The sequence below is a fragment of the Proteus hauseri ATCC 700826 genome, from assembly GCF_001654965.1.
Taxonomy (GTDB): Bacteria; Pseudomonadota; Gammaproteobacteria; order Enterobacterales; family Enterobacteriaceae; genus Proteus; species Proteus hauseri.
The window spans coordinates 34,695-60,845 of record NZ_LXEV01000007.1; the positions used below are offsets into that span (position 1 = coordinate 34,695).

General features: G+C 39.7%; 25 protein-coding genes and 1 pseudogene. 12 read left to right on the forward strand and 14 right to left on the reverse strand.

Going from position 1 to position 26,151, the window contains the following annotated elements; all coding sequences use genetic code 11:
* Window positions 1-48 precede the first annotated feature (48 nt).
* On the reverse strand, window positions 49-507 hold the full coding sequence (dut, locus tag M997_RS01795; RefSeq protein WP_064718413.1) for a dUTP diphosphatase: 459 nt from the start codon (window positions 505-507) through the stop codon (window positions 49-51).
* Window positions 491-1,702 carry a bifunctional phosphopantothenoylcysteine decarboxylase/phosphopantothenate--cysteine ligase CoaBC gene (gene coaBC / locus M997_RS01800; protein ID WP_064718414.1) on the reverse strand — a complete coding sequence of 404 codons (1,212 nt, stop codon included), beginning with the start codon at window positions 1,700-1,702 and terminating at the stop codon, window positions 491-493. Before coaBC ends, dut begins: the two co-directional genes overlap by 17 nt.
* A gap of 263 nt (window positions 1,703-1,965) precedes the next feature.
* Here coaBC and radC point away from each other — a divergent pair, with 263 nt between their 5' ends.
* The 7 genes from radC to M997_RS01835 all read left to right on the forward strand — a co-directional run bounded on the left by radC (window position 1,966) and on the right by M997_RS01835 (window position 8,017).
* Window positions 1,966-2,637, forward strand: coding sequence for a RadC family protein (gene radC, locus M997_RS01805; protein ID WP_064718415.1), 672 nt, complete (start codon window positions 1,966-1,968; stop codon window positions 2,635-2,637).
* 249 nt (window positions 2,638-2,886) lie between these two features.
* Window positions 2,887-3,123, forward strand: a complete 237-nt coding sequence (gene rpmB / locus M997_RS01810) for a 50S ribosomal protein L28 (RefSeq protein WP_036914542.1) — start codon at window positions 2,887-2,889, stop codon at window positions 3,121-3,123.
* 11 nt (window positions 3,124-3,134) lie between these two features.
* Entirely contained in the window at window positions 3,135-3,302 is a 168-nt protein-coding gene (rpmG, locus tag M997_RS01815) for a 50S ribosomal protein L33 (protein ID WP_064718416.1), read from the forward strand.
* 148 nt (window positions 3,303-3,450) lie between these two features.
* Entirely contained in the window at window positions 3,451-4,578 is a 1,128-nt protein-coding gene (locus M997_RS01820) for a glycosyltransferase family 4 protein (protein WP_064718417.1), read from the forward strand.
* Between the two features lie 161 nt (window positions 4,579-4,739).
* Window positions 4,740-5,741 carry a glycosyltransferase family 9 protein gene (locus M997_RS01825; protein WP_064718418.1) on the forward strand — a complete coding sequence of 334 codons (1,002 nt, stop codon included), beginning with the start codon at window positions 4,740-4,742 and terminating at the stop codon, window positions 5,739-5,741.
* 3 nt (window positions 5,742-5,744) lie between these two features.
* Complete coding sequence (locus M997_RS01830; protein ID WP_064718419.1) at window positions 5,745-6,848, forward strand: glycosyltransferase family 4 protein; 1,104 nt, start codon at window positions 5,745-5,747, stop codon at window positions 6,846-6,848.
* Entirely contained in the window at window positions 6,848-8,017 is a 1,170-nt protein-coding gene (locus tag M997_RS01835) for a glycosyltransferase family 4 protein (protein WP_082918369.1), read from the forward strand. Before M997_RS01830 ends, M997_RS01835 begins: the two co-directional genes overlap by 1 nt.
* A gap of 2 nt (window positions 8,018-8,019) precedes the next feature.
* On the opposite strand, the gene rfaL is transcribed toward M997_RS01835, so the two are convergent.
* Window positions 8,020-9,276, reverse strand: a complete 1,257-nt coding sequence (rfaL, locus tag M997_RS01840) for an O-antigen ligase RfaL (protein WP_064718463.1) — start codon at window positions 9,274-9,276, stop codon at window positions 8,020-8,022.
* Between the two features lie 99 nt (window positions 9,277-9,375).
* On the opposite strand from rfaL, the gene mutM reads away from it, so the two are divergent.
* Window positions 9,376-10,200 (forward strand): bifunctional DNA-formamidopyrimidine glycosylase/DNA-(apurinic or apyrimidinic site) lyase, encoded by an 825-nt coding sequence (mutM, locus tag M997_RS01845; RefSeq protein ID WP_064718421.1) that lies wholly within the window; start codon window positions 9,376-9,378, stop codon window positions 10,198-10,200.
* Here mutM and coaD read toward each other — a convergent pair.
* From coaD to rfaQ, 6 genes and pseudogenes are all read right to left on the reverse strand, one after another.
* A complete protein-coding gene (gene coaD, locus M997_RS01850; protein ID WP_064718422.1) occupies window positions 10,197-10,682 on the reverse strand; it encodes a pantetheine-phosphate adenylyltransferase in 486 nt (161 codons plus the stop codon). The two genes, mutM and coaD, sit on opposite strands and share 4 nt — an antisense overlap.
* Complete coding sequence (locus M997_RS01855; RefSeq protein WP_064718423.1) at window positions 10,672-11,451, reverse strand: glycosyltransferase family 2 protein; 780 nt, start codon at window positions 11,449-11,451, stop codon at window positions 10,672-10,674. The genes coaD and M997_RS01855 overlap by 11 nt, the downstream gene beginning before the upstream one ends.
* The gene (waaA, locus tag M997_RS01860) at window positions 11,451-12,728 is read right to left on the reverse strand and encodes a lipid IV(A) 3-deoxy-D-manno-octulosonic acid transferase (RefSeq protein WP_064718424.1); all 1,278 of its coding nucleotides are present in this window, start codon (window positions 12,726-12,728) and stop codon (window positions 11,451-11,453) included. Before waaA ends, M997_RS01855 begins: the two co-directional genes overlap by 1 nt.
* Before the next feature lie 82 nt (window positions 12,729-12,810).
* Window positions 12,811-13,914, reverse strand: a complete 1,104-nt coding sequence (locus tag M997_RS01865) for a glycosyltransferase (RefSeq protein WP_064718425.1) — start codon at window positions 13,912-13,914, stop codon at window positions 12,811-12,813.
* Entirely contained in the window at window positions 13,911-15,044 is a 1,134-nt protein-coding gene (locus M997_RS01870) for a glycosyltransferase family 4 protein (protein WP_064718426.1), read from the reverse strand. Before M997_RS01870 ends, M997_RS01865 begins: the two co-directional genes overlap by 4 nt.
* Window positions 15,041-16,064, reverse strand: a pseudogene (gene rfaQ, locus M997_RS01875) (putative lipopolysaccharide heptosyltransferase III). Before rfaQ ends, M997_RS01870 begins: the two are co-directional and overlap by 4 nt.
* A gap of 159 nt (window positions 16,065-16,223) precedes the next feature.
* Here rfaQ and M997_RS01880 point away from each other — a divergent pair.
* Both M997_RS01880 and M997_RS01885 read left to right on the forward strand, forming a co-directional pair.
* Entirely contained in the window at window positions 16,224-17,186 is a 963-nt protein-coding gene (locus M997_RS01880; RefSeq protein WP_064718427.1) for a polysaccharide deacetylase family protein, read from the forward strand.
* 1 nt (window position 17,187) lies between these two features.
* Window positions 17,188-18,261 (forward strand): glycosyltransferase family 9 protein, encoded by a 1,074-nt coding sequence (locus M997_RS01885; protein WP_064718428.1) that lies wholly within the window; start codon window positions 17,188-17,190, stop codon window positions 18,259-18,261.
* 21 nt (window positions 18,262-18,282) lie between these two features.
* On the opposite strand, the gene rfaC is transcribed toward M997_RS01885, so the two are convergent.
* From rfaC to rfaD, 3 genes are read right to left on the reverse strand one after another with little or no spacing between them, the layout of a single operon-like run.
* On the reverse strand, window positions 18,283-19,242 hold the full coding sequence (gene rfaC / locus M997_RS01890; RefSeq protein ID WP_064718429.1) for a lipopolysaccharide heptosyltransferase RfaC: 960 nt from the start codon (window positions 19,240-19,242) through the stop codon (window positions 18,283-18,285).
* Entirely contained in the window at window positions 19,239-20,291 is a 1,053-nt protein-coding gene (gene rfaF, locus M997_RS01895; RefSeq protein ID WP_064718430.1) for an ADP-heptose--LPS heptosyltransferase RfaF, read from the reverse strand. Before rfaF ends, rfaC begins: the two co-directional genes overlap by 4 nt.
* A 9-nt stretch (window positions 20,292-20,300) precedes the next feature.
* A complete protein-coding gene (rfaD, locus tag M997_RS01900; RefSeq protein ID WP_064718431.1) occupies window positions 20,301-21,239 on the reverse strand; it encodes an ADP-glyceromanno-heptose 6-epimerase in 939 nt (312 codons plus the stop codon).
* A gap of 269 nt (window positions 21,240-21,508) precedes the next feature.
* Between rfaD and M997_RS01905 the strand changes: the two genes are divergently transcribed.
* Both M997_RS01905 and tdh read left to right on the forward strand, forming a co-directional pair.
* Window positions 21,509-22,708 (forward strand): glycine C-acetyltransferase, encoded by a 1,200-nt coding sequence (locus M997_RS01905; RefSeq protein ID WP_064718432.1) that lies wholly within the window; start codon window positions 21,509-21,511, stop codon window positions 22,706-22,708.
* Between the two features lie 10 nt (window positions 22,709-22,718).
* Window positions 22,719-23,750: an L-threonine 3-dehydrogenase gene (gene tdh / locus M997_RS01910; RefSeq protein ID WP_064718433.1), complete on the forward strand. Its 1,032-nt coding sequence runs from the start codon at window positions 22,719-22,721 to the stop codon at window positions 23,748-23,750.
* Window positions 23,751-23,803: 53 nt separating this feature from the next.
* On the opposite strand, the gene M997_RS01915 is transcribed toward tdh, so the two are convergent.
* Window positions 23,804-24,778 carry a divergent polysaccharide deacetylase family protein gene (locus M997_RS01915; protein WP_064718434.1) on the reverse strand — a complete coding sequence of 325 codons (975 nt, stop codon included), beginning with the start codon at window positions 24,776-24,778 and terminating at the stop codon, window positions 23,804-23,806.
* Between the two features lie 2 nt (window positions 24,779-24,780).
* Complete coding sequence (gene envC, locus M997_RS01920; RefSeq protein WP_064718435.1) at window positions 24,781-26,073, reverse strand: murein hydrolase activator EnvC; 1,293 nt, start codon at window positions 26,071-26,073, stop codon at window positions 24,781-24,783.
* Window positions 26,074-26,151 lie beyond the last annotated feature (78 nt).

Consider the following 26,151-nt stretch of genomic DNA (forward strand, 5'->3'; position numbering starts at 1 on the left):
CAAAGGGAGTGATATCGTCATTGATTTAATTAATATGGATCGCTGTAACTATTGGCGACCAGAGTGGCCAAAGCCACCACTACCACGTTCCGTTGCAGTAAAATCTTCAACAATATTAAATTCAGCTTGAACAACGGGTACGATAATCATTTGAGCAATACGTTCACCCGGCTCAATAGTAAAAGGCTGTTGGCCGCGATTCCATACCGAGACCATAAGTTGGCCTTGGTAATCAGAATCGATTAATCCTACTAAATTTCCAAGTACTACACCGTGTTTATGTCCAAGTCCTGAACGAGGAAGTACCATCGCCGCTAATCCTTCATCTGCAATATGCACAGCAAGGCCTGTAGGAAGCAACTCAGTTTGCCCTGGAGCCAAAATAAGTGGCTCATCAAGGCAAGCACGTAAGTCTAAACCAGCAGAGCCTGTTGTTGCATAAGCGGGTAGTGGATATTCTTGACCAATACGTGCATCAAGGATTTTAACGTCAATTTTTTTCATCATAATGTTTGGCTATCTCGTCAAGTAGGCGATGGCTAAGTTGTATTTTACTACTATGTGGTAAACGTGTTTCTCCATCAGCCCAAATAAGGTGTAATGCATTACTGTCACTATTAAAACCATGATTTTCAAGAGAAACATCATTGGCACAGATTAAATCAAGCTGCTTTTGTTTCCTTTTTCTGCGAGCGTATTCTTCCACATTCTGGGTTTCCGCTGCAAATCCAACAACAAAAGGGCGAGATTCGGTCATTTTTCCGACACTTGCTACAATATCGGGATTTTTTATCATGGTGATAGTCACTTCATCACCTTGTTTTTTTATTTTTTCGCTAGCAATCAGTTTAGCTCGGTAATCTGCAACAGCAGCACAACCAATAAAAATATCTTGTGAAGGCGCTAAATTCATAACGTGATCATACATCTCTTGAGCACTTTCTACATCGATACGTTTAACACAAGCGGGTGTCGGTAATGTGACAGGACCGGCAATCAGTGTGACATCAGCCCCCCGAAGTGCTGCGGCTTGTGCGATAGCGAAACCCATTTTCCCTGAACTGTGATTACTAATAAATCTTACAGGATCAAGTGCTTCACGAGTTGGCCCTGCTGTAATTGTTATTTTTTTGCCCACAAAATCGTGAGGCTGAGAGATTAATTGTTTTTCTGCTAAAGCAACTAAATCAAGTGGATCCAGCATTCTACCCGGCCCTATATCACCACAGGCTTGGCTACCAGAATCTGGGCCCCAAATTAAGCAACCTCTTTGCGTTAAAGCAGATAAATTTTCTTGTGTTATCTGAGCTCTATACATTTGCTGGTTCATCGCTGGCGCTATTGCAATAGGCGCAGCGCTTGCTAAACAGAGCGTGGTTAACAAATCATTTGCCATACCAACGCGCAAACGAGCAATTAAATCAGCAGTGGCTGGCGCAAGTAAAATAAGATCTGCCCATTTGCCGAGTTCAATATGGCCCATTGCGGCTTCAGCTGCGGGATCAAGTAAATTATCAGCAACCGGAAAACCAGAAACGGCTTGCAAAGATAATGGTGTAACAAAGGCATGAGCAGCAGGTGTCATGACGACACGTACAATAGCGCCTTTATCGCGCAAGCGGCGCACAAGTTCTGGAGCTTTATAGGCTGCGATACCGCCACTGATCCCAAGAATAATCTTTTTTTCGTGAAGTGTAGTCATGATTGAATGCCTAAGTACATAAATAAATATTCGTAATTTTACCACAAGGAATAGATAAATTAGGAACTCTATGTAATGCGATATTCCATAAAACCAATTCTTGCGGCTTATCTCTCATAATGTTTAAAAGTGGCTTTTTTATACAACCTGAGCAGTTTATAGTAATTTAACTGTATAAAACAACAGTTGTTTTATGATAAACATTTTATGATGTGTTTTACGCAATTATGGCCTCAGTAATATCCTATTAAGGAGAACCAAGGATGGAAAACCTACCTATTAGTACTCTCTTACCCAGAGAAAAACTGGCTCTTTATGGTGCCGAGTCACTGACTGATACTGAATTACTTGCCATATTTTTACGTACAGGCACATATGAAAAATCAGTATTAGAGCTTGCGGATTTTCTACTTAAAGAGTGCGGCTCTTTATACCATGTTATTAATGCCGATTATGAAACATTAGGCCGTTTTAAAGGTGTCGGTATGGGGAAATTTAGCCAGTTACAAGCCATTAACGAGATGGCGCAGCGCTTTTCGACCGCGCAATTTATGTATAAAAATGTGTTGTCGTCTTCAGAAGAGACTAAATATTATTTACATAAATTACTGAACTGGCGTGAAAGAGAGGTCTTTGTTGTACTTTTTCTTGATAATCAAAATCAAATGATTGGTTTTGATGAAATGTTTAAGGGCACAATTAACCGTGTTGAAGTGCATCCTAGAGAAATTGTTCGACAATCGATCAAAAGAAATGCATCTTCTATTATTCTGGCTCATAATCATCCTTCTGGTATTTCTGAACCGAGCCTCGCAGATAAACAAATTACTGAAAAAATATTTGCTGCTTGTCAGTTAGTCGGTGTAAATGTGCTCGATCACCTTGTTATTGGGCATGATAACTGCGTTTCTTTTGCTGAACGGGGTTGGTTATAACAGATCTTTTTTGTAATTTTTGTCAATCTTTATTTGTACGGGTCTTGAGCGTTGGCGCCATTGGGCGTATACTACGCCACCTTTGAGGATCTTGGGTTTGGCGAGAAGAGCCTATCTCAGCAAGTTTTTCCTGAGGTGATTACATAGTTTTTCGTTCGTTAAAAAGTTGCTGAGATGGGCTCCAAAGCCTGACGAGGCGGCCAAACCTGATACTAAAGCTCGAGCTGATTAGATTTTTGGAGAATAGACATGTCCCGAGTCTGCCAAGTTACCGGCAAGCGTCCTGTGAGTGGTAATAACCGCTCTCACGCATTAAACGCGACTAAACGCCGTTTTCTGCCAAACCTGCACTCTCACCGTTTCTGGGTTGAGTCTGAGAAACGTTTCGTAACACTGCGTGTATCTGCTAAAGGTATGCGTGTTATTGATAAGAAAGGCATCGAATCTGTGTTAGCAGATTTACGTGCCCGCGGTGAGAAGTTCTAAGGAGCTGAAAAATGGCTAAAGGTATTCGCGAGAAAATTAAACTCGTTTCTTCTGCTGGTACAGGTCACTTCTATACCACTACGAAGAACAAACGCACTATGCCAGAAAAACTGGAAATGAAAAAATTCGATCCAGTTGTTCGCCAGCATGTGATTTATAAAGAAGCTAAAATTAAATAATTTTGGTCTTCTTAAAAAACCCGACCTAGTGTCGGGTTTTTTGTTATCTGGCGTCTGATAAGTATAACTAGGTAAAGCTATTATGAACTTATCATTCACTTTCGTTATACTGGCTCTCTTTTGGGGTCATTCGGTAAATGGGTTGTAGATGGATAAGCCTGTGTTATCAATATTACATACAGAGTCTTCTTGTGGATGGGGAGGGCAGGAAATTCGCATACTGACGGAGTCTCAAGGGATGATCGGCAGAGGCCATCGTGTCTCTTTGATTTGTTGCCCTAGCTCTAAAATTGCCAAAGTTGCCTCTGAATATGGTATTCATGTTATTACCCTACCGATAGAGAAAAAACGCTGGTCCGCGCTCAAAGCGATTCGCCAATGGTTAAAACAGCATCACCAGCAGTTTGATGTGATTAATACACATAGTTCTACAGATGCTTGGTTAGTTGCTGTCGCTTGTGCCACATTGCGTAACCCGCCCGTTATTATTCGTACCCGCCATGTATCCACTGATGTTTCGCGTTCATTACCTACTCGTTGGCTCTATCTTTCATCTAGCGCACATATTGCCACCACCGGTGAAAAGTTACGTCAAACCTTGCATCAACATAACCGCTTTCCATTAGATAAAATGACATCGGTACCAACAGGTATTGATTTGCAGCGTTTTTGCCCACAAGAGAAACAATTAGCGAGAGAAAAAATTGGTCTCCCCAATAAACCTACGCTAGGTATTGTGGCAACAATGCGGACTTGGAAAGGACATAAATACTTAGTTGAGGCATGGAAAACGTTACATCAACAATTTCCTGATTGGCAATTAATTTTTGTTGGTGATGGACCTCAACGTAAAAATTTAGAGCCAATGGTGAAAGCAGCAGGATTAGAGCACAGTATTTTTTTCTTAGGTAATCGTGATGATGTGCCAGACTGCCTTAATGCGATGGATCTTTTCGCATTGCCTTCTTTTGGTAATGAAGGTGTGCCGCAGGGAATTATGCAAGCCATGGCATGTGGTTTACCGGTAGTTTCGACAACGGTTGGTGCAATTAGTGAAGCTGTTATTGATGGAAAAACGGGCTTTACTTTAGCGCCTCAAGTGCAGGAAACATTGACCAATTACCTTGCTAAGTTAATGGCATCAGATGAATTACGCCAGCAAATGGGACAAGCCTCACTTGAACATGCTACAGCTCAGTTTGGTTTAGATAATATGTTGAATAAAATGGAAAATATATTTATTCAAGCAATCAATTCAAAAGCTAAATTAGTATGATGGATATATGCGTGAGTACTATAAGAGGATCCAAAGGCATTGGTGAAAAGTTATAGTTCTGATAAGTCATAGGTATATTCATAGTATTGGTGAATATTTGTAATGCTTTTTAGTGTATAGTCTGAGAAGTAAATGTATCATTTAAACCAAATAAAAAGTGTATGAATCCAGATAATATATTGATTATCGCAATTGCTCGTTTCGGTGATACGTTATTAATAACACCGACTATTCATGCATTAAAGCAAAAATGGCCTAATGCCCGAATTCATGTGCTAGCACACAAACGTAGCGCATGTATTCTTGAGAGTAATCCAGACATATATAGTATTAGGGTATTTTCTAAAAATAAAGCGCGTTGGTCTGGTTGGTTACCCAGTAAACCTTATGATTTGGCTTTTATTTATGGTAATGATAGTGAATTAGTCAGTTATGCACGCAGGCAATCACGCCATACTTTTGCATTTGCAGAAACTGCACGAAAACAAGCTGATATAACATGGGTAGCTCGCCCAACAGCACCTATGGTGGCACAAAAAGAACGTGCCTTATTAATTAATCCATTAGAGATTTATCCGAGTTGTTGGCAATTGCGTTATACCGTCAGTGATGAAGAACAGCTATTTGCTCAACAATTTCTAATATCTAATTCATTAATTAATAAAAAGATTATTGGCTTCCAGTTACAAAGTTTTCCAGCTAAAGCTTATCGAGATTGGCCAGTAGACAATTTTCTCCAACTAGCAAAACAGATTATTTCTGATGACGAACAGGTACACTTTTTGTTATTAGGAGGGGAAGAGAGTAAACAGCTGGCAATAGATCTCACTAAAAAAATAGGTTCAAAACGCAGCCTAGCGATAGCAGGATGTGTAACTATGCGTCAAAACGCTGCGATAATGTCGAATTTATCGTTATATGTTGGGGTCGATACAGGACCTACGCATTTGGCGGGTGCTTTAGATATTCCGATGGTAGCGCTATATCATAGCTATCATCCAGGGTGTTACTTAGCGCCTTTACAGCATTCGTGCTGTCGTATTATCCAGCATCCAACACCGCTAGCGATGGCTAGTCGTGAAGATACCATGTCAGATATTTCGGTAGAAAATGTTTGGAACGCTGTTAGTGATATATTAAATGGAATGAAGGTGAAACAGTAACTCATGAAGATCGGATTAATTGATGTCACAATCACAATGTCTTATGGCGGGATCCAAACAGCAGTATGGGAACTGGCAAAGCAATTGCATGATGCAGGACATGAAGTTCATCTTTATGGTGGAAATGGTGATATTCGACAAAATTTAGCTGGACGCCAAATACAGATCCACACTTATCCTTATACTCCCAGAGATAAAGTGATTGATTTAGGTGGACGCTTTCGGCGAATTGTTGAACGCTATACCTTTGCCCGACATGCTAAAAAAGATGTTATTAATCAGAAATTTGATTGGGTTATTTTAACCAAACCGTTTGATTTTTTCTGGCCATCATTAATGCCTAAATCATCTTCTACACGATTTTGTTATATGAGTGGTGGAACCAGTTTCTTTAAAGGTGACCGTCGCTTAGGGAAAAATATTTCAGCTTGGGTGGCTTGTAGTCATTTTAATGCGTGGCAGATACAGCACCATTTTAAGCAGTTTCCTCAAGTGATTTACAATGGTGTTGATCTTGAAAAGTTTAAACCAATGACAACATCTTTACGTCAGCAATTAAATATCAGTGATAATACTTTTTTATTAGCATTTGCTGGGCGACTGGTTGGCTGGAAAGGATTAAGTGTTGCGATAGATGCAATAAGCCTTTTGAAGAACGATGATGTAAAACTTCTGATAGTGGGTGCTGGCGAGGATCTTGAGCGATTAAAGAAAAAAGCCTTCACAAAAGGAGTATCAGAACAGGTTATCTTTCATGAGCCTGTTGAGCATGGTGAGCTTCCTGCATTTTATGCAACTTGTGATGCAGGTATTTTTCCAAGTGTGGGTGATGAGGCGTTTGGTATTACTATCGCTGAAGCTATGGCTTGTGGAAAGCCCGTCATTGCCAGTCATATTGGTGGCATTCCAGAAGTTGTCGGTAATGAAGAAACCGCGGGTTTGCTAGTGACTCCCGGTGATGCACAATCTATTGTTACAGCAATTAATCATCTTCGTGAACTACCCGATAGAGGAAAGGAAATGGGAGAAAATGCACGTTTACGTATTGAATCTCGTTATACTTGGCAACATTCAGCGCAACGCCTTTTACGAGCATTGACTTTGTAATTATGAAAATAGCCTACCTCGACCCTTATCCTGTGCCCGATTTACGTGTGGCTTCATTGCAGATTTTGCAAAATGTCGATGCTTTTGCTCGTGCAGGTGCCCAAATGACGCTGGTAACACCCAAAGGGCAATATCGAGATAGTGATATTTTAGGGCGTTCGATTCACGCTAATGCAAGCTTAGTCTCATTAAGAGATATCAGGCGAAAATGGTATTTCCCATTTAATTCACAAAAACTATTCTCATTACAAATTGCGCGCTGGTTAAAACAAAATCCAGTTGATGCACTATTTACGCGTAATTTAAAGCTCGCCTGTTATTTGTCTGAAAATCACTCTGATATTCCCCTCTTTTTTGAAAGCCATGAAATTTTTGCACAATCTTTTGCTGAATCACATTCATTTGAGAAGAAAAAAAATCGCATTAAATATCATAAATTATTGAAGATGGAGAAACAGGTTTATAGTCAAGCAACAGGTATTTTTGTTCTCACATCACTGCTAAGAGATGATATTTTATCGCAATATCAAGTCACAACACCGATTACTGTTGTAGCCGACGGTGTTGATTTACACGCTGTTGCAGATTGTTCGCATGAGGCTAAACCAACAGCAAATAAGCAAACAGAAGTGCTTTATTTAGGTAGTCTGCATAAATGGAAAGGTATTCCTACCATGATGCGAGCGATGAAATACCTTGATAATGCAAGGCTTAATATTGCGGGTGGAACTTCTGAGCAAATTGCTGGGTTAACGTTATTAGCCCGAGAAATGGATGTAAAAGATAAAGTTAACTTTCTGGGTTTTATCGATCCTAAAAAGCGGTTTTTAGCAATAGCCCAACATGATATTTGTGTATTGCCACTGACATTAACCAGTATTGGTAGTCGCTATACATCTCCCTTGAAACTATTTGAGTATATGGCTATGAAAAAGCCGGTGGTGATATCAGATTTTCCTTCAATTCGTGATGTGGTAGATGAAAAAGCTGTCAGTTTTGCTGATAGTGGCGATGCCCAAAGCTTTGCTAAGCAAATTGTACAGTTAAGAGAAAACCCACAGCGAGCCGCTGAAAAAGTAGCTCATGCCCGTTCTTTAGTTGAAAACTACTATAACTGGGATAAACGGGCTGAGACGATATTAAAAACAATTGAAAAATTAATTAACTAATATTAGCTCTGCTGCTTTTCATTCGATGATGCGTTATTTAGTAATGAGTAACGCAGTGCAAGCATTAATCCCACTAAAATGCCTACCTGATTAATATAGGCATTCTCAAATAATCCCCGTAAGACGTACATACCTAAAAATGACATCAATAAAACCAACGCCGCTTGGCGAATAACACCTTGGTTTTTTCTCATTAATTGAATGCCTTGCACGATAACTGAAGAGCAAAAATAGAGAATACTCAATAATCCCAATATTCCACCAGCAAACCAGAATGCTAAAAAGCTATTATGAGGGCCAATAGACGTTTTAAATACCCAATTTTTATGGTCTTTAACACGTTCATTATAAACTTTATGATAAAGCTGATTACCGTAACCATAGCCTTTAAAGGGACTTTCTAAAATAAGGTCAAATGCAGAGCCTTGGGTGCCATTATCAAAACGCAGTCCGCTATTGGTTTGGGTTAATTTGTATTGAAGTTTTTTATTGAAGAATTGGTTGGCTGGCATTTGAGTTGCACCAATAAATAAAAGAGAGCAAATCACGATACCGACAATCATTAGCAGCCATTGGCGGTTAATAATCAGAATAAGAATTGTACTTAATGCTAATGCAACCCATGCGCCTCTGGCTAATGTTCCTAACATTAAGAATAAAAACAAAATTCCAGACGATGCTAATAAAAACCAGTTGATTAAGTTATGGTGTTTTTTTAATGCCCAACAACTAAGAATAATAGGAAAGAAAAATAATAACCCATAGGAAATTTCTCTATGATCCAATTGGCTTTTTACCGTAAAAGGCCAAATACCTTTTTGATATTCCAAATAATACTGCACCAACTCTTTTGCCATAATAACTAACAATCCAATAGCAAAAGCAATCATCACCATTTTTGCAATATCAACGGGCTTTTCTTTATATAATACGATAGGAAAGGTCACTGCAAATAACAATAATCCATTTAAAATAGGCTTATTAATCTCTTTTATGCTGATAGTTGGCTCAACGGAAATTGCTATTGACCAACCTATCGCCAGTAATAAAAATAGCAAAGAGAGTGATAGATTATTTTTAAATACTCGGCAGATAGCACGAAAATCACGTACTAAATACCACAATGCAGTGGCACCAATTAAACCCATCACTATATTTTTATAGCGAGTGATATCGGGTAAGTAGATCAATATAATATAAAGCCCAATAATGGATAAATTCCAAAGGGATTTTTTATTATAGTCTTTAAACCACATCATCATAATCTGCCGTCTTCCTGAGTTCCTATATTGGGTTGCGATCATACAATAAAAATGATGTTATCGCTGTATTTCTCTACTGACAATATGGAGTGACCTGTGCCTGAATTACCTGAAGTTGAAACCAGTCGCCGAGGTATTGAGCCTCATTTGGTTGGTAATGTATTACATTATGCGGTGGTGCGTAACAGTAAACTGCGTTGGCCTGTATCTGAAAAAATTAAAACATTACTTGATGAGCCTATTCTCAGTGTTAAGCGTCGAGCCAAGTATCTATTAATTGAACTCAATAAAGGTTGGATTATTATTCATTTAGGCATGTCTGGCAGTGTAAGAATTTTATTAGAAGAACAGCCCGAAGAAAAACATGACCATGTGGATTTAATATTTCGCGATGGAAAAGTGCTGCGTTATACCGATCCTCGACGTTTTGGTGCATGGTTATGGTGCGAAGATCTGGCAACCAGTTCAGTATTAGCTCATTTAGGGCCTGAGCCGCTTTCTGACGAATTTAATGCAGATTATCTGTATCAGCAATCACGTAATAAAAAAACAGCAGTAAAGCAGTGGTTAATGGATAACAAAGTTGTTGTGGGTGTGGGCAATATTTACGCTAATGAAGCGCTATTTGCTTCAGGTATTATGCCAGACAGAAAGTCGAGTAGTTTAACTCAAGAAGAATCTGTCGTTTTAGTTACAGCTATTAAACGTGTGTTAACACGTTCTATTGAACAAGGTGGTACGACATTAAAGGATTTTCTACAATCTGATGGCAAACCGGGCTATTTCGCTCAAGAATTGTTTGTGTATGGGCGAAAAGATAAGCCTTGCCTTATTTGTGGTAAAACGATTGAAAGTATTAAACAGGGGCAGCGCAGTACGTTTTTTTGTCGCCACTGCCAACACGGTGAAGATGATGCTTAAATTTTACCTAACTTTTTCAGCATTGCTGTTGTTACGACATCAGGTAAAAAAGTGGATACATCGCCATCATGTAGCGCAACATCTTTAATTAAAGAAGACGAAACAAACGAAAGATTTTGAGAGGGCAGTAAAAAGACACTCTCAAGGTCGGGTGCAAAGTGGCGATTCATATTGGCAAGTTGCCATTCATATTCAAAATCTGAAACGCTGCGAACACCTCGAATAAGAATAGTGGCTTGCTGCGCTCGAGCAAAATTTGCCATAAGCTCGCTAAAACCAATAATTTCAACGTTGGGTAAGTGGCTAGTCACTTCTTGTGCTAATGCGACGCGCTCTTCCAGCGTAAACATTGGATTTTTACGTGCACTTGAGGCAATAGCTAATAAAATAGAATCAAACATACCTGCGGCGCGGGTCAGAATATCCAAATGACCATAAGTAATAGGGTCAAATGTTCCTGGGTAGATAGCTTTATTTTTCATTTTGAGGTTTTTTCCGGCTAAGTTCCCATAAAGAGGCATATTTATTAAAGGTATACTGCGCATTAACAAATGCCAATACTAAACCTTGTTTTCCATCTAAAAATCCCATACGCAGCAACCATGTTTTAAAAAAAGCACCTAAGGTATGTGTAAATATCGAGCTATAACGAGTTGTTTTACCTTTTTGAGCGCGTTCTTGTGCCCAAGCTGCGGCATATTTTAGCTGTTTTTGCTGGAATTCCATTAAATCGCGACAAGTAAGGTGGAGTAGATCACCTTGTAAGGTTTTAACAGTAGCATCTTTAGTTTCTAATGATTCATGAACTAAATTATCGTTATATTGATAATGTTCGCGCGCATATAAACGGGTAACTTTATCGGGATACCAACCACTGTATTTCATAAAACGGCCCATAAACAAATTACGGCGAGCACAATTATAAACACAGTGATCATGAGTTTGTTGTAAAGCCGCCTCAATGCTGACTTTTAGTTCAGGTGTTATACGCTCATCCGTATCAATCATAAAAATATAATCGCCGGTTGCATATTGCTGAGCTAATTGACGCTGTTTACCAAATCCAGGCCATTCATTATTTACAAAGACTTTCGCACCTTTCTCTGTCGCAATGCGACAAGTCGCATCTTGGCTACCTGAATCTAATACAATAATTTCATCAGCCCATTGTACTGAGTCTAGGCATTCACCAATGATATCAGCCGCATTTTTACTGATCATCACAACTGAAAGGCGTTTGCTTTGGCTCATCAATGGCTCCGAGGAGGAAGATAAGGAGAAAGTAGCGTCAGTAGGCGTAATAATGCACCCTGATTTTCATGAAGCACTTCTACGGCATGGCGACCATAATAACGGCGATAGTCTTCATCGTTTAACAGTGAGGCGATAGCGGTTGCCATTGATTCGCTATCAGTCACAGTAATAAGGCCTTCTGCTTGATCAAGCTTGGCACAAATATTTTTAAAATTAAAAGTATAAGGGCCCATTAATACAGGAATTGCATGTGCGGCAGCTTCTAGTGGGTTATGTCCACCGCGCTCAACTAAACTTCCCCCTACAAAGGCTAAATCGGCAATGCCATATAACAGCATTAATTCACCCATTGTATTGCCAATCACAACTTGAGTTTGTGCATCAGGGATCGTATCAGTACTGCGTAGCGTATATTTTAGTCCAGCATCTCGTGTTAGTTGTTCTGCTTTCGGAAAACGTTCAGGGTGGCGTGGTACTAAAATAAGGAGTAGCTGAGGAAATTGGGACAGTAGCTTTTTGTGAGTTTCTAAAATAATGGTTTCTTCACCTTCGTGTGTGCTGGTTGCTATCCACACAGGACGATGAGCAGCCCACTGGCGACGTAAAGCAACAGCTCTTGCCGCTAATTCCGGTGTCACTGAAATATCAAACTTTAAGCTACCAGTAACATGTAAATGAGAGCGTTTTAAGCCTAACTCAATAAAACGTTCACCATCTTCCTGATTTTGCGCTGCAATTAACGTAATTTTTCTCAGCATGTTTTTGACGAAACTACCTAATTTTTGGTAGCCCGCAGCGGAACGTTCAGATAAACGTGCATTAGCGATAATCAAAGGTATTTTACGCTGATGAAGTTGAGAAATAAGGTTTGGCCAAAGTTCAGTTTCCATAATGATGACCAGTTTAGGATCAACAGTACGAAGAAAACGATTAACTGAACCCGGTAAATCATAGGGAAGGTAGACATGGTAAACGTCATCACCAAAAGCAGAACGCACACGCTCTGAACCTGTTGGTGTCATGGTGGTGACTGTAATAGGTAAGTCAGGGTAATGATGACGTAACGCACGAACCAGTGGCACCGCAGCGAGCGTTTCACCGACGGAAACTGAATGTAATAATATACCATGCGCCGCGACTTTGCCTTTGCAAAAGCCATAGCGTTCTGCCCACCGTTTGCGGTAGGCTGGTGCTTTTCGGCTACGTAACAAAAGACGCAACCAAATCAGAGGTTGAATAAGGTAAAGAAGTACCTGATATAAACGCAACAACATGCTATCAAATTCACTTATCTGGACGAAGGCCTATAGTATCACACTGTGTAGAGGAAAGTGTGTAAAAACAACTAGGCTCGTATTAAGGAATTAAAGCGATATACTGCTTTAAAATATGGTTCAGCTCAAATTTTGCATAGGATGATGGCAATATCTGAGGCGGTGAATAATAAGCAAGACGAAGTTTCTCTGCGAGTGAGTCAGCGTTCATCTCAGAAAGGTAGTTGGTTAGCTCATCGGTCATAATCTCACTGACACCACCCGGACAACGTGTACTAACAATGGGAGTGCCGCAAATAAGAGACTCAATAAGTACGGTTGGCAGCCCTTCACTATCTGAACTTAATGCAACCACTTTTGCACCTTGAATAGCAGGTAATGGATTACAGATAAAGCCTGCCAATATCACTTTTTCAGTCAGATTTAGCTGTTTAATTTGCTGCTCTAATTGTTGTTTAATCGCCGGTGTTCCTTCGCCTAATAGAATAAGTTGGCAAGGTAAATTAGCTTTAGCAAAAGCGTTGATTAATCGGTCTTGTCTTTTAACTTCATGTAAACGACCTACATGCAAAATATAATCTTGCTGATTAAATGCGTTAGGCTGCTTCGCTTTTTGTTGAATTTCTTCGATATTAAAAGGGTTATAAATCGTTTTTAATTGCAGCGCTTGAATACCAATTTGATTAATTAAATCTTCTTTTACCGCATTAGAGACACAAACGAGGTTTTTATCTTTATACACTTGCTGGATTTTAGTTTTTTTCAACCAATATGAAAAACCTGATTTATTACCAAGGTATGATTGAGAATAAATGCCGTGAATACAGTACCAGACATTACATGTTGCAAGTTGTTTTGAGCGCGAAACAATACGGTCAGTTTTATGCAAATTAGATAATACGAGCGCAGGGCGCCCCTTTTTTGCAAATAATTGTGTTAACACATTATCAAGAGACTTCGCTCTACGCGATATTTCAGTTAACTTTCTAAAAATACCCCGATAATTATCATGATCAACAATATAATCAATAAAATCAGGTAATTGATAAGCTAACTTTTCATGTAATGATAATAGTGTGACTTGATATCCGGCTTGATGAAAACCATCGGCAAGACGTAACGTAACGTTTTCAGCGCCTCCACCGGGTAATCCATCAATAATAAAAAGTATATGCTGTTGATTCACAAGGCCAATATCCGTTTATAAAGTGAAATAAGCTCATCCGACAAATGCTGCGGCGTATAAGGGAGGATCGTTTCTCTTGCTGCTGCCGACATTTCATACCAAGTTGTTTTTTTAGAAATTGTTATAATTGCATCGGTTAATGCTGAAATGTCTAACGCATCGCAAACAAAGCCATTTTTGCCATTTTCAATAAATTCGGCACCACCACAACGGGTTGATGTGATAACCGGTAAACCACACGATAATGCCTCAAGAATAACGTTAGGGAAAGGATCATAAAGTGTGGGAAGTAATAAAGCATCTGCCATTTGATAAAGAGACAGCGTCTCTTTTTGCATTCCTAAAAAGAAAACTCGCTGACGACAGCCTAATTGATTGGCGAGATCTTCATATTTCTTTTGGTTTTTATCAGCCCCTACCACTATTAATATAGCGGATGTGCTCGCGATTGCCGAAATAGCGGCTGCTAATCCTTTTCGCTCAAAACCAGAACCGACATAGATAAAACAAGGTGATCCTTGCGGGATATCATACTGTGTTTTTAATGCTGCTTTTTGTGCATCAGTTGCAGGAACAAAAGCATTATGATCAATTGCATTATAAATGACAGATATTTTATCGGCAGAAAGTCCGAAGTCCTCAATAATTTCTTGCTTAACCATATGTGAATTGCAGATCACTTGTTTTAATGCGGGGTCTGCATACATCTGCTTTTCTGCATTCATGACATAACGGTGGTATCTGTCATAAAATAGCCAATGGCCTTTCCAGCGCGGTAATATTCTTTGGCGTTGTAATAACCAGCGGCGATGAACACCATCACCCGCTCTAAAAATATCACACCCCGCAATGCGCTCATGGCTTTGTACAATATCAAATTGGTTTTCTTGCCAACAGGCTCTTGCTGCTTTGGCAAAACCTGACTCTCGGCTGATTCGTCCATATTTTTTAGGATTGCATAAATGGATATGCCAATCAGGATCTACATGACCTTGCCATTCACGAGTAATAACATTTAATTCAAGCTCATCTGTTGATAGCGCATCTAATGCGCGGGCAATAAAACGCTCAGCACCGCCATCAGGTCGATATTTTTGTCTAACTATCGCTAATCGTAATGGATGGCTCATTGAGTTAAATACCTTTTAGCTGCGTGAAAAACGGCATCGACAGGGATTGCAGAAAGATAGCGCTGTTGCGTATCTGTTTTAATATGGTCTGGGTGTGGGATTTCTGCATAATCTCCTGCCCATATTGTTTCACCTGTGGATTGCCAGGGACGCCAATGTTCTAGCTTCGATGGCCCAAAAAGTGCAATCAGTGGTGTCTTTAGCGCGGCAGCCATATGCATAGCAACAGAATCAACACCGATAAAGAGCTTAGCGTGATCAATAAGCGCGGCTAACTGGGGTAAAGAGGTTTTGCCTGCTAATACAGTAATTTTCTCTTTATTCGGGCCCTGAAGTTAAAACAACAGAATAAGAATTTTGTTGTAGTTGAGAGATTAATGCTGCCATTTTATCTTCATCCCAACACTTAAAGAACCAACGAGAGGTTGGTTGAATAACAATATAGCCATTATTTATATTTTGTTTTGTTATTAATTCATCAACCCATTGCTTATCTGCGTCGCTATAGGCCATTGTAACAGTAGAATCGATAGAAATATTAAGTGGCGTTAAGATACTGAGATTTTGTTCTACAGTATGTAAGTGTTCATGATTTGTCGTTGGTATGATTACATTATGGCATTTCGCCCAAAATTTACTTCCTTTGCGCTTTTCAAACTCAAATCCTAAACGCATTGGCGCCTTAGTCAGGTAGGCAAAAATGGCTGCTTTCCATTGATCAGCAAGGTCAACCACTAAATCATAGTGCTGTTTTTGTAGAGAACGTCCCAGTTGCCACTCTTTTTTAATTCGAGTGAATTTTCCTTGATGTTTCCAGTTTCTATCAAGATAAAAAATATTATTTATTAATGGATTATCTTGAAGTATAGGCTGTGTTTCTTTATACAATAAAACATCAATCGTCGCATTGGGATATGCAGATTTTAATGACTGAATGACAGGCGTTGTCAGCAACATATCCCCATGATGTTGGAGCTTGATAACAAGTATTTTGTTAAATGATTGATTTGGTTTATTCATAATTACTTTAGCTTCAGTAAGATGTCTTATTGTAAACAAATCGGCGAAATGCATCTACTAAACCCGATTTATATTGATTGAATTGATGTTTTCTACTGCGTACCATAGTGCCCAAGTATAATTAGATCAGCCTATTATCCATTAATTGGCGGGGTATGCATGAAAAAACCAGCATTTATTATCACATTAGATACCGAAGGCGATAATCTTTGGGAAAATGATAGCGAAATCACCACAAAAAATACGCATTTTTTACCCCGATTTCAGCAACTCTGTGAGCGCTTTAATTTTAAACCTGTTTGGCTGACAAATTATGAAATGGTAATGGATAACGCTTATATCGAATTTGCCAAAGATGTGATTACTCGTAATACTGGCGAAATTGGTATGCATTTACATGCATGGAATAGCCCTCCTTTAGTTGCTTTAACCGCAGATGATTTACGTTATCAGCCTTATTTGATTGAATATCCAGAAAATCAGATGCGAGAAAAAATCGCGCTGATGACGAATTTGTTGGAAGATAAACTCCAAACTAAGATGTTAAGCCACCGTTCTGGTCGATGGGCATTTAATGAAATTTACGCTCGTCTATTAGTTGAGTTTGGCTACCAAGTAGATTGTTCTGTGACACCAAAAGTTGACTGGCGTTTTACGAAGGGAGATCCAGCACAAGCTGGTGGTACAAATTATACTCATTTCCCAAGTCATGCCTATTTCATTGATTTGCAAAATATTAGTAAAGAGGGCGACTCATCTTTGCTTGAAGTACCAATGAGCATTCAATATAAGCATTCTTCATTGATGAATAAAATTAAGCAAAGCTATGATAAATGTAGAGGTAAGCAGCGCGCACCTTCTGTAAATTGGCTGCGTCCTAAAGGTGGAAATGCACAGCAAATGATTGAAGTGGCTAAAAAATCATTAGCACAAGGTCATGATCATATCGAATTCATGCTGCATTCATCTGAGTTTATGCCGGGTGGTAGTCCAACATTTAGAACAGAAAAAGATATTGAAGGGCTATATGCTGATTTGGAAGTATTATTTAGTTTCTTGAGCGACAAGGTACAAGGAATGACATTAGCAGAATATTATCAAAGTAAAGTACAGGCAAAATAAAATGAAGTTGAAAAAACTGAAATGGGTACATAATTTTTTAACTATCTATAACCCTCTTTTTGGCCGGATGAAAAAAACAGATACTTTTTCATCAGATATTAAATTTACTAGTATTCTTATCTTTTCAACTACGGCATTGGGGGATTTTATGTTTAATACCCCCGCAATTCGGGCTATTCGAGCCCATTATCCAGATGCTCATATCACACTCGTCTCAAGTGAAAAAAATAGATTATTAGTCGAAAATTATGATCAAATAGATAGTGTGATTTATTGGGATAATAAAATTCGAAATTTATTACCTGTTGCATTACAAGCTCGAAAATTTAAACCTGAACTTGCGGTTATTTTGCATTCTCATCTGCCATATGATGTGTTATTCGCGGTGATGTCTGGTTGCCAGTATATATTGCGAACAACTTTCCATGTTATACCTGAATGGTTTAAAAAATGGATTGTTGCAGAACATCAGCCATCGGTGTGCCATGTGATCCAAAGTAAGCTCGATATTATTCGTCATTTGGGCATAAACGATGCCGATACAAGCATGGAAATTCCTTGTGAAATAAAACAATTAGCCAAGGATGAAGGTTGTATTGTGGGTTTTCAAATGGGGGCTTCAACGGTTGAGCGCAGATGGCCAGTTAAGTCTTTTGCAGAAATGGCACAAAAACTGATTGATATTAATCCATCATTACGGATCCAACTGATAGGCTCACCAAGAGAATTAGAATTACCAGACGAGTTCTTTGCATTATTGCCTGAAAAATATCATAGAAATATTATCAACCTAGTAGGTAAAACTTCATTACCCGATTTATTAAGTTATATTAATATAATGGATGTATTAGTGACGGGAGATACAGGGCCATTACATTTAGCTATCGCGTTAAAAGTGCCTACTGTGAGTTTATTTGCAACCGCCGATCCTAAATGGACAGGCCCTTATCAAGACCTTCATTTACATACGGTTATTGATAAAAAAGCAAAACATAATGAAGACGTTAATACTTCTATGGATCTTATTACCGTGGATGAAGTTTTTAATGCGGTTGATAAAACACTAAAGGATTAGTTTCCTTTAGTGTTGATAATGTTAAGAGTTAAGGGTATGGATAACTTGTTGTGGCGTGATCGACACAATATCTCCATCTTCCGCTTTCAGTGCTGTTTGTGCCTTGCCATATCCGCCGATAAGTCCGGGGTCAGTAGGGCCAAATAGAGTGATGTTAGGTTTGTCTAATGCCGCCGTTAAATGGCTTAATCCTGTATCGACAGAAACCACACTTTTAGCCCCTGCAATCACTTGAGCCACTTGTGCAAGTGACATTTTAGGTAGCACATCAACATAATCAAATCCCTGAGCTAAGCGTATTGCGCGCTGGTGCTCGTGTTCTGCACCCCAAGGTAATTTAATACGTAAACCCGAATCAGCAAGTAATCCGATTAACTCGCGCCAATGGGATTCAGGCCAATGTTTTTCGTCACGAGTCGTTGCGTGTAAAAACACTAAATAAGGATGTTCATCAAATGCGGGAAGTGACAGAAAATGTGATGCAATACCATAATCGCCATGAGATTGCGGCAATGGATAGTTCAAACTTAATGCAAATAGTTGGCGAATACGTTCAACAGCATGCATTTTTTTACTGACATCGTGGTGAATATCGTAAAAAAAGCTGGCTAAAGGTTCACGTGCGCTTAGTCGTGAATAGCCGTGTTTAGTGCCTTTGGCATAACGAGTTACTAGAAATGCGCTTTTAAGTAAGCCTTGAGCATCAATCACAGTGTCATAATGATGAGATTGAATTGCTTGGCGAAACTGAGCCCGTTCAGCACGAATAGGCGCACTAAACCAGTTTTTGCGCCAACGGCGTATTGCGACAGGAATTATGCTATCTACCGCACTATGCCAACTTGGAATTTGAGCAAAACCTTCTTCAACAGCCCAATCAAAGCGGATATCAGGATACGCCTGTAACGCATCCGTTAATGCTGGCAAAGTATGTAATACATCGCCCATAGAAGATGTTTTTACGATTAAAACCCGCTTCATTTTGATGATCCCGTTGAAAACAGGTTTTCTAGTTCGGCAAAAACTTGTTCAGGCTGAATATCAATTAAGCTTTGGTGATAACCTTGTTCTGCATCACCTTTACGAATCTTGTGATAACCCGTAATTAAACGAATAACGCGCGCTTTATGGGATAACGGTGGCGTAAAATCTGGACTACTTGGGCCATAAAGTGCGACTAATGGGCGATCTAGTGCGGCAGCAATATGCATTAAACCTGAGTCATTAGAAACAACCGCTTTACAGGATGCTAATAAGTTAACCGCCTGCTCGAGGGATGTTTCTCCCGCAAGGTTAAAACAGGCTTCGCGTGCTTGTGGTGTCAGCGTTTGTTTTATTTCGTCGCCCGCTTCTTTGTCTTTTTGAGAGCCAAAGAGGAAAACCTGATAGCCCTGCTCTGTGATGAGCTTTTGAGCTAATGCTGCATAATGATAATGAGGCCAACGTTTTGCTGGGCCAAACTCAGCGCCAGGACAAAAACCTATTGCAAGGCGCTGTGTTGGTAATGAAAATGCATTTAATGTGGTGGTGATATCTTTATCGGCAACAGCTAACTTAGGCCATAGTAAAGGCTGAGGTAAATCAGTTGCTTTTTGGACTTTTTGCTTATCATAAGCAAGAGCCACATAACGTTCTACCATAAGCGGAAATGCATCTTTATCGAGAGGGCGTAAATCATTTAATAACCCGTAACGCATTTCACCACGCCAACCTGTACGTTTAGGTATATCTGCAAAAAACGGTACTAAAGCAGATTTAAACGAGTTAGGCAGTACATAGGCGTGCGTATAACCGTTCTCTTTTAATTGTTTACCTAAGCGACGACGTTCACCTATTGCTAAAGCACCGTGGCCTAATGGCATCGGAATGGCTTGATTTACTTCGGGCATTTTTTCTAATAACGGACGGCACCATGCAGGCGCCATCACATCAATAGTTGCTGCCGGATGTAATGCTTTTAGTGTGCGATATAGGCTTTGGGACATCATCATATCCCCAACCCATGAAGGACCAACCACAAAGATTTTCATAAACGACGATTATTTATCCTGATTTAACCATTGCATATAAAGAGCAACACCTTCAGCGACGGTTTTAAACGGTGCGGTATAACCTGCTTTACGTAAATTCGTCAGATCAGCTTGGGTAAATGCTTGGTAGCGACCTTTTAATTTTTCAGGAAATTCAATATGTTCGATAGAAAGATCTTTATCAGTATGATAAGCAATAACCGCATTAGCAACCGCTTGGAATGACTCTGCGCGACCTGTACCACAGTTAAAAATACCGGATACATTATTACGCCAGAACCATAAATTGACGGCGGCAACATCACCAACATAAATAAAGTCGCGTTGGAATGTTTCGCTACCTTCAAATAGTTTTGGATTTTGCCCATCATTGACTTGGTTATTTAAATGAAAAGCAACACTGGCCATGCCGCCTTTATGTCCTTCACGTGGGCCATAAACATTAAAATAACGGAAGCCACAAATCATTGATTCTGCATCAGGTAAAATTTGACGCACATATTCATCAAATAAGAATTTTGAGTAACCATAAACATTTAATGGCGCTTCAAATTTTCTTTCTTCAATAAAGTTATCAGTACGGCCACCATAAGTTGCGGCAGAAGAGGCATATAAGAATGGAATTTTGCGCTCGAGGCAAAAATGGAGTAGCTCTTTTGAATATTGATAGTTGTTATCCATCATATATTTGCCATCCCACTCAGTGGTAGAAGAGCAAGCACCTTCATGGAAAACAGCATCGATATCGCCGAAATCATCGCCTGCAACAACGCTGGCAATAAAGTCTTCTTTATCCATGTAATCAGTGATATCAAGATCAACTAAATTTACGAATTTAGTGCCATCTTTAAGATTATCAACGACTAAAATATCAGTATAACCTTCATCATTTAATGCTTTAACAATATTGCTGCCGATAAAACCTGCACCGCCAGTGACGATAATCATATGGCTACCCCTTCATATAAAATCTAAAAATGAGTTCTAGATCTATAATAACACTGAACAGTCTTAACGGTAGTATTCATCATGGAAGAACAGACTGAAACTGACGAAAAAGTTAGTGCATATTAGTGATCTTAATTACATAAATAACATTATTTATTTACATTTGTCGTTTTTAATAGAACAAAGACATAGAATAAGAAACAATATTGACTAGTTTGTAGTCAAGTTTTAAATCTTACCCTTTTTCGCCAGTGGTCTTAGGAGAAAATATGTCTACCCATTCTTTCTATCAGCAAATGAATCAACAACTAGAACAAACGCGTCAAGATGGCTTATTTAAAAATGAGCGCATTATCACCTCTTCGCAAAGTGCTGATATTGCCGTTGCTGACGGCAGTCATGTTATAAATTTCTGTGCTAATAACTATTTAGGTTTAGCTAACCATCCCAAATTAATTGAAGCGGCAAAAGCAGGCATGGACAGTCACGGATTTGGTATGGCTTCTGTGCGTTTTATCTGTGGTACTCAAGACTCACATAAAACATTAGAAAATAAAATTGCTGAGTTTTTAGGTACGGAAGATGCCATTTTATATTCTTCTTGTTTTGATGCGAATGGTGGGTTGTTTGAAACGCTAATGGGACCAGAAGATGCCATTATTTCTGATGCATTAAACCATGCTTCTATTATCGATGGTGTGCGTTTGTGTAAAGCAAAACGCTATCGTTATGCCAACAACGATATGGTTGAGTTAAAAGCTCAGTTAGAAAAAGCCAAAGCTGATAATGCTCGTCATATTATGATCGCAACAGACGGTGTGTTTTCGATGGATGGCGTCATTGCTGATCTTAAAAGTATTTGTGATTTAGCGGATGAATACGGCGCATTAGTGATGGTTGATGATTCGCATGCGGTTGGCTTTGTTGGCGCACAAGGTCGTGGTACTCATGAATATTGTGATGTGATGGATAGAGTAGACATTATCACAGGGACTTTGGGTAAAGCTTTAGGTGGCGCGTCGGGTGGATATACCGCCGCGCGTAAAGAAGTGGTTGAATGGTTACGTCAGCGTTCTCGTCCTTATTTATTCTCAAATTCATTGGCTCCCGCAATAGTTGCAGCTTCTATCGCTGTGCTAGAAATGTTGAAGTCTGGTGATGAAATTCGTTCGCGTTTATGGCGCAATGCTGCGCTTTTCCGTGAAAAAATGAGTGCTGCTGGTTTTACATTAGCAGGTGCTGATCACGCAATTATTCCGGTCATGTTAGGTGATGCGAAGTTAGCGCAAGAATTTGCGACTCGTTTACTCGATGAAGGTATTTACGTTACAGGATTTTTCTATCCTGTTGTGCCGCAAGGACAAGCGCGTATTCGTACACAAATGTCAGCAGCACATAGCACAGAACAAATTGAACGAGCTGTTGCAGCGTTTATTAAAATTGGTAAACAACTGAATGTGATTGCATAAGGTCCACACTATGAAAGCACTGTCAAAATTAAAAGCACAACAAGGCATCTGGATGACAGATGTGCCAGTACCTGAGTTAGGTCATAATGATGTCATGATCAAAATTCGCAAAACAGCAATTTGTGGCACCGATGTTCATATTTATAACTGGGATGAATGGTCTCAAAAAACAATTCCTGTACCTATGGTTGTGGGTCATGAATATATCGGTGAAATAGTCGCGATAGGGCAAGAGGTAAAAGGTTTTAATATTGGTGATCGTGTCTCTGGTGAAGGGCATATCACTTGTGGACATTGTCGAAATTGTCGTGGTGGTCGTACGCATTTATGCCGCAATACCATTGGTGTGGGTGTTAATCGTCCGGGTTGTTTCGCTGAGTATCTTGTTATTCCTGCTTTTAATGCGTTTAAAATTCCAGACAATATTCCTGATGAATTAGCGGCGATTTTCGACCCGTTTGGCAATGCAGTGCACACGGCATTATCTTTTGATTTAGTAGGTGAAGATGTGCTTGTTTCTGGGGCCGGACCTATCGGGATTATGGCTGCTGCCATTTGTAAGCACGTTGGGGCTCGCCATGTTGTTATTACTGATGTTAATGAATATCGCCTTGATCTAGCGAAAAAAATGGGTGTAACCCGTGCGGTAAATGTCAGCAAAGAAAACCTGACTGATGTGATGAAAGAGCTGGGTATGACAGAAGGTTTTGATGTGGGTTTAGAGATGTCAGGGGCACCCCCTGCATTTCGTACCATGCTGAGTACCATGAATCATGGTGGTCGTATTGCGTTGCTTGGTATTCCACCTTCAGATATGGCGATAGATTGGGGGCAAGTTATCTTTAAGGGTTTGTTTATTAAAGGTATCTATGGTCGAGAGATGTTTGAAACTTGGTATAAAATGGCTGCACTGATTCAGTCGGGTCTTGATCTTACGCCGATTATTACTCATGAATTTCCAATTGATGAGTTCCAAAAAGGTTTTGATATCATGCGCTCGGGTCAATCAGGCAAAGTGATTTTAGATTGGAAATCAAATTAAACCTAGGCTGATAAAACAGTGATTAAGAGTCCGTATTGACGGACTCTTTTTATTTACTGAGCCGTATCTTCACTGTTGTTAGCAGGTTTGGGCATTGTTTTTTTATCCGACTCAGGTGTAGAGAGGCTTTTAGAGAACACCTTTATTAAGGTGCTCTGTTTCATTGATATAATTGCTTGATGTGCTGGTTTTAACCATGACGCTGGTTTTGGTGCTTGAGGTTGCTCTGGTATTGGTTCTTTTTCGGGTGTTTTGGGTTGTTCTGGTTGGATTGGTTTAATGGGTTGTGATTTTAAGAGCGCGCTGGGTGCTACCAGTTGAATATCAGCAGGTAATAGTGGTAGCTGTTGTTGTAATGCTCTTACTGTGGATGGGTGAGGGTGACCTATCGCAATTGCTGAACCATTTTTACGTGCTAAAGCAATGGCTCGCGCTAACTGTTGGCGAGTTTCTGCTTCTGTTTGTACGTTATCTAAAAACACATGACGGCGCAAAGAAGGAACACCCGCTGCTTTTGCTGCTATCGCAGCCTGAGTGTTGCCAATAGTCACACTATCTAAAAAATAAAGATTAGAATGGTTTAGTGCTTTAATGACTCTATCCATCGCTTGTCTATCAGATGTCATCGCACTTCCCATATGATTATTCATTCCCACAGCATAAGGCACGTTATTAATAGCATGTTGAATAATACGGTTAATTTCGTCTTGTCCCATGCTGGGTTTTAACGTATCGCGCTCTAAAGGTTGTTTGCTAATAGGCGCCATCGGCATGTGGATGAGAATTTCTCTACCTTGCTGATGGGCTTTGTTTGCAACTATTTTCCCATGCGGCGAATCAGGTAGAATCGCAATAGAAACAGCCGTTGGAAGTTGTAATATTTGATTGTCTTCTTTAGTGCGATAACCAAAATCATCAATCACAATGGCTAACTGGGCAGCTATTGTGGGTGTCGTTAATACTAAACTTAATAGTATTAAACGAGTTATCCAAGATGTTACATGTTGTAATGCACTAAAAAATAGCAAAACTACCTCCCAAGCCAAGGGAGTGGGTTAACCGCTTTCCCTTGACGTCTGATTTCAAAATAGAGTGCTGAACGTTCTTGCCCACCACTATTACCAACTAATGCGATAGGCTGCCCGGCTTTAACTTGTTGGCCTACGTTAACTAGTGCGCTTTGGTTATAACCATAAAGGCTCATATCCCCTTTACCATGTTCTACAACAACCACTAAACCATAGCCTTGTAGCCAGTCAGCAAGTAGAACGCGGCCATCAGCAATGGCTTTAACTTCAGTGCCTTGTGCTGCGGGTATAACTATACCTTTCCAGCGTAATTCACCTGAGCCTGAAATTGATTCGCCAAAGCGATGTAATAAAGAACCTCGAATTGGCCAAATGGCTTGCCCCGCAGGTTTACCTAAGCCCCCAGTTCGAGACATCAACGATTGTTCTTCTGCGGTTGGTTTATATGTTGACCCACGTTGTTGGGCTTCTCGTTGTTTTGCAGCGATACGTGCTGCTTCTCTGGCTTCTCGTTCTGCGCGGGCTTTTGCTTCTCGTTCTGCTTGTGCAATTTTGTTTCTTAATTGCGCTTCGTTAGCCCGCATGGTGGCTAAATTGCGCTGGTCTTCTTTTAATGTTGACTCAAGCTGAGTGAGTATTTTTTGGCGAGCGGTTAGTGCATTATCAAGTTTTTGCTTTTCTTGTTGTTGTTTTGTCAGAACTTGTTTTTGCTCGTTTTGTTTAGCTTGTTGTGCCGCTTTTTCAACTTCAAGTTCTTTTGATGTTTGTGCTAACTGCACCATCGTTTCTTTACGCGCATCATTAATATAGCTGTAATACGCTAAAATACGTTCTTCTCGTTGGCCATCTTCACCACGAAAAAGTAGTTCGATACCTTGGTGCTTTCCTTGGCGATAAGCGGCGTTCATCTGGTGAGATAATAACTCTTGCTGCGAATTATATTGTTTTTGCAGTCGAGCAATATTCGCTGTAATTGTTTTTATTTCTTTTGCCAAGGTTTGCAAGCGACTTTGTGTTTCATGAACAGAACGGCCCGCATGAGATATTTGTGTTTCTTGAGTTTTTAGTTGTGTTAATAAAGAGGTGCGTTGCTTTTGTTGTTCTTGAACTTGTTTTTCTTTTTCAGCAATGGTGGTTTGAAGATCTTTAAGCTGATTACGGTTATCCGTTAATGTATTGGCAAAAACGTTGGTTGCAGAGAATAAAGAGGTGCTAATAAGCAACGTGATTAACGGTAACGAAAATACACGAGAAGGCTGATACATTTTTTTTTGAAGATCCTTTTTCTCTGCCATCTGACCAAAGTACCCTTAATAACAGTTTGTAAGATTATTCCATGTCACTCATCAACTGACCAGTTAACAGGAAATAAA

What these genes read in the sequence shown, in the direction of transcription:
- coaD (WP_064718422.1), bottom strand. Translation starts at nt 10,682, where the DNA reads ATGAAAAATAAAGCTATCTACCCAGGAACATTTGACCCTATTACTTAT.
- M997_RS01855 (WP_064718423.1), bottom strand. Translation starts at nt 11,451, where the DNA reads ATGAGCCAAAGCAAACGCCTTTCAGTTGTGATGATCAGTAAAAATGCG.
- rpmG (WP_064718416.1), top strand. Translation starts at nt 3,135, where the DNA reads ATGGCTAAAGGTATTCGCGAGAAAATTAAACTCGTTTCTTCTGCTGGT.
- radC (WP_064718415.1), top strand. Translation starts at nt 1,966, where the DNA reads ATGGAAAACCTACCTATTAGTACTCTCTTACCCAGAGAAAAACTGGCT.
- M997_RS01880 (WP_064718427.1), top strand. Translation starts at nt 16,224, where the DNA reads ATGAAAAAACCAGCATTTATTATCACATTAGATACCGAAGGCGATAAT.
- rfaC (WP_064718429.1), bottom strand. Translation starts at nt 19,242, where the DNA reads ATGAAGCGGGTTTTAATCGTAAAAACATCTTCTATGGGCGATGTATTA.
- rfaL (WP_064718463.1), bottom strand. Translation starts at nt 9,276, where the DNA reads ATGATGTGGTTTAAAGACTATAATAAAAAATCCCTTTGGAATTTATCC.
- rpmB (WP_036914542.1), top strand. Translation starts at nt 2,887, where the DNA reads ATGTCCCGAGTCTGCCAAGTTACCGGCAAGCGTCCTGTGAGTGGTAAT.
- rfaD (WP_064718431.1), bottom strand. Translation starts at nt 21,239, where the DNA reads ATGATTATCGTCACTGGCGGTGCAGGTTTTATCGGCAGCAATATTGTT.
- M997_RS01885 (WP_064718428.1), top strand. Translation starts at nt 17,188, where the DNA reads ATGAAGTTGAAAAAACTGAAATGGGTACATAATTTTTTAACTATCTAT.
- dut (WP_064718413.1), bottom strand. Translation starts at nt 507, where the DNA reads ATGATGAAAAAAATTGACGTTAAAATCCTTGATGCACGTATTGGTCAA.
- tdh (WP_064718433.1), top strand. Translation starts at nt 22,719, where the DNA reads ATGAAAGCACTGTCAAAATTAAAAGCACAACAAGGCATCTGGATGACA.
- M997_RS01825 (WP_064718418.1), top strand. Translation starts at nt 4,740, where the DNA reads ATGAATCCAGATAATATATTGATTATCGCAATTGCTCGTTTCGGTGAT.
- M997_RS01830 (WP_064718419.1), top strand. Translation starts at nt 5,745, where the DNA reads ATGAAGATCGGATTAATTGATGTCACAATCACAATGTCTTATGGCGGG.
- M997_RS01905 (WP_064718432.1), top strand. Translation starts at nt 21,509, where the DNA reads ATGTCTACCCATTCTTTCTATCAGCAAATGAATCAACAACTAGAACAA.
- rfaF (WP_064718430.1), bottom strand. Translation starts at nt 20,291, where the DNA reads ATGAAAATCTTTGTGGTTGGTCCTTCATGGGTTGGGGATATGATGATG.
- M997_RS01820 (WP_064718417.1), top strand. Translation starts at nt 3,451, where the DNA reads ATGGATAAGCCTGTGTTATCAATATTACATACAGAGTCTTCTTGTGGA.
- coaBC (WP_064718414.1), bottom strand. Translation starts at nt 1,702, where the DNA reads ATGACTACACTTCACGAAAAAAAGATTATTCTTGGGATCAGTGGCGGT.
- waaA (WP_064718424.1), bottom strand. Translation starts at nt 12,728, where the DNA reads ATGTTGTTGCGTTTATATCAGGTACTTCTTTACCTTATTCAACCTCTG.
- envC (WP_064718435.1), bottom strand. Translation starts at nt 26,073, where the DNA reads ATGGCAGAGAAAAAGGATCTTCAAAAAAAAATGTATCAGCCTTCTCGT.
- M997_RS01870 (WP_064718426.1), bottom strand. Translation starts at nt 15,044, where the DNA reads ATGAGCCATCCATTACGATTAGCGATAGTTAGACAAAAATATCGACCT.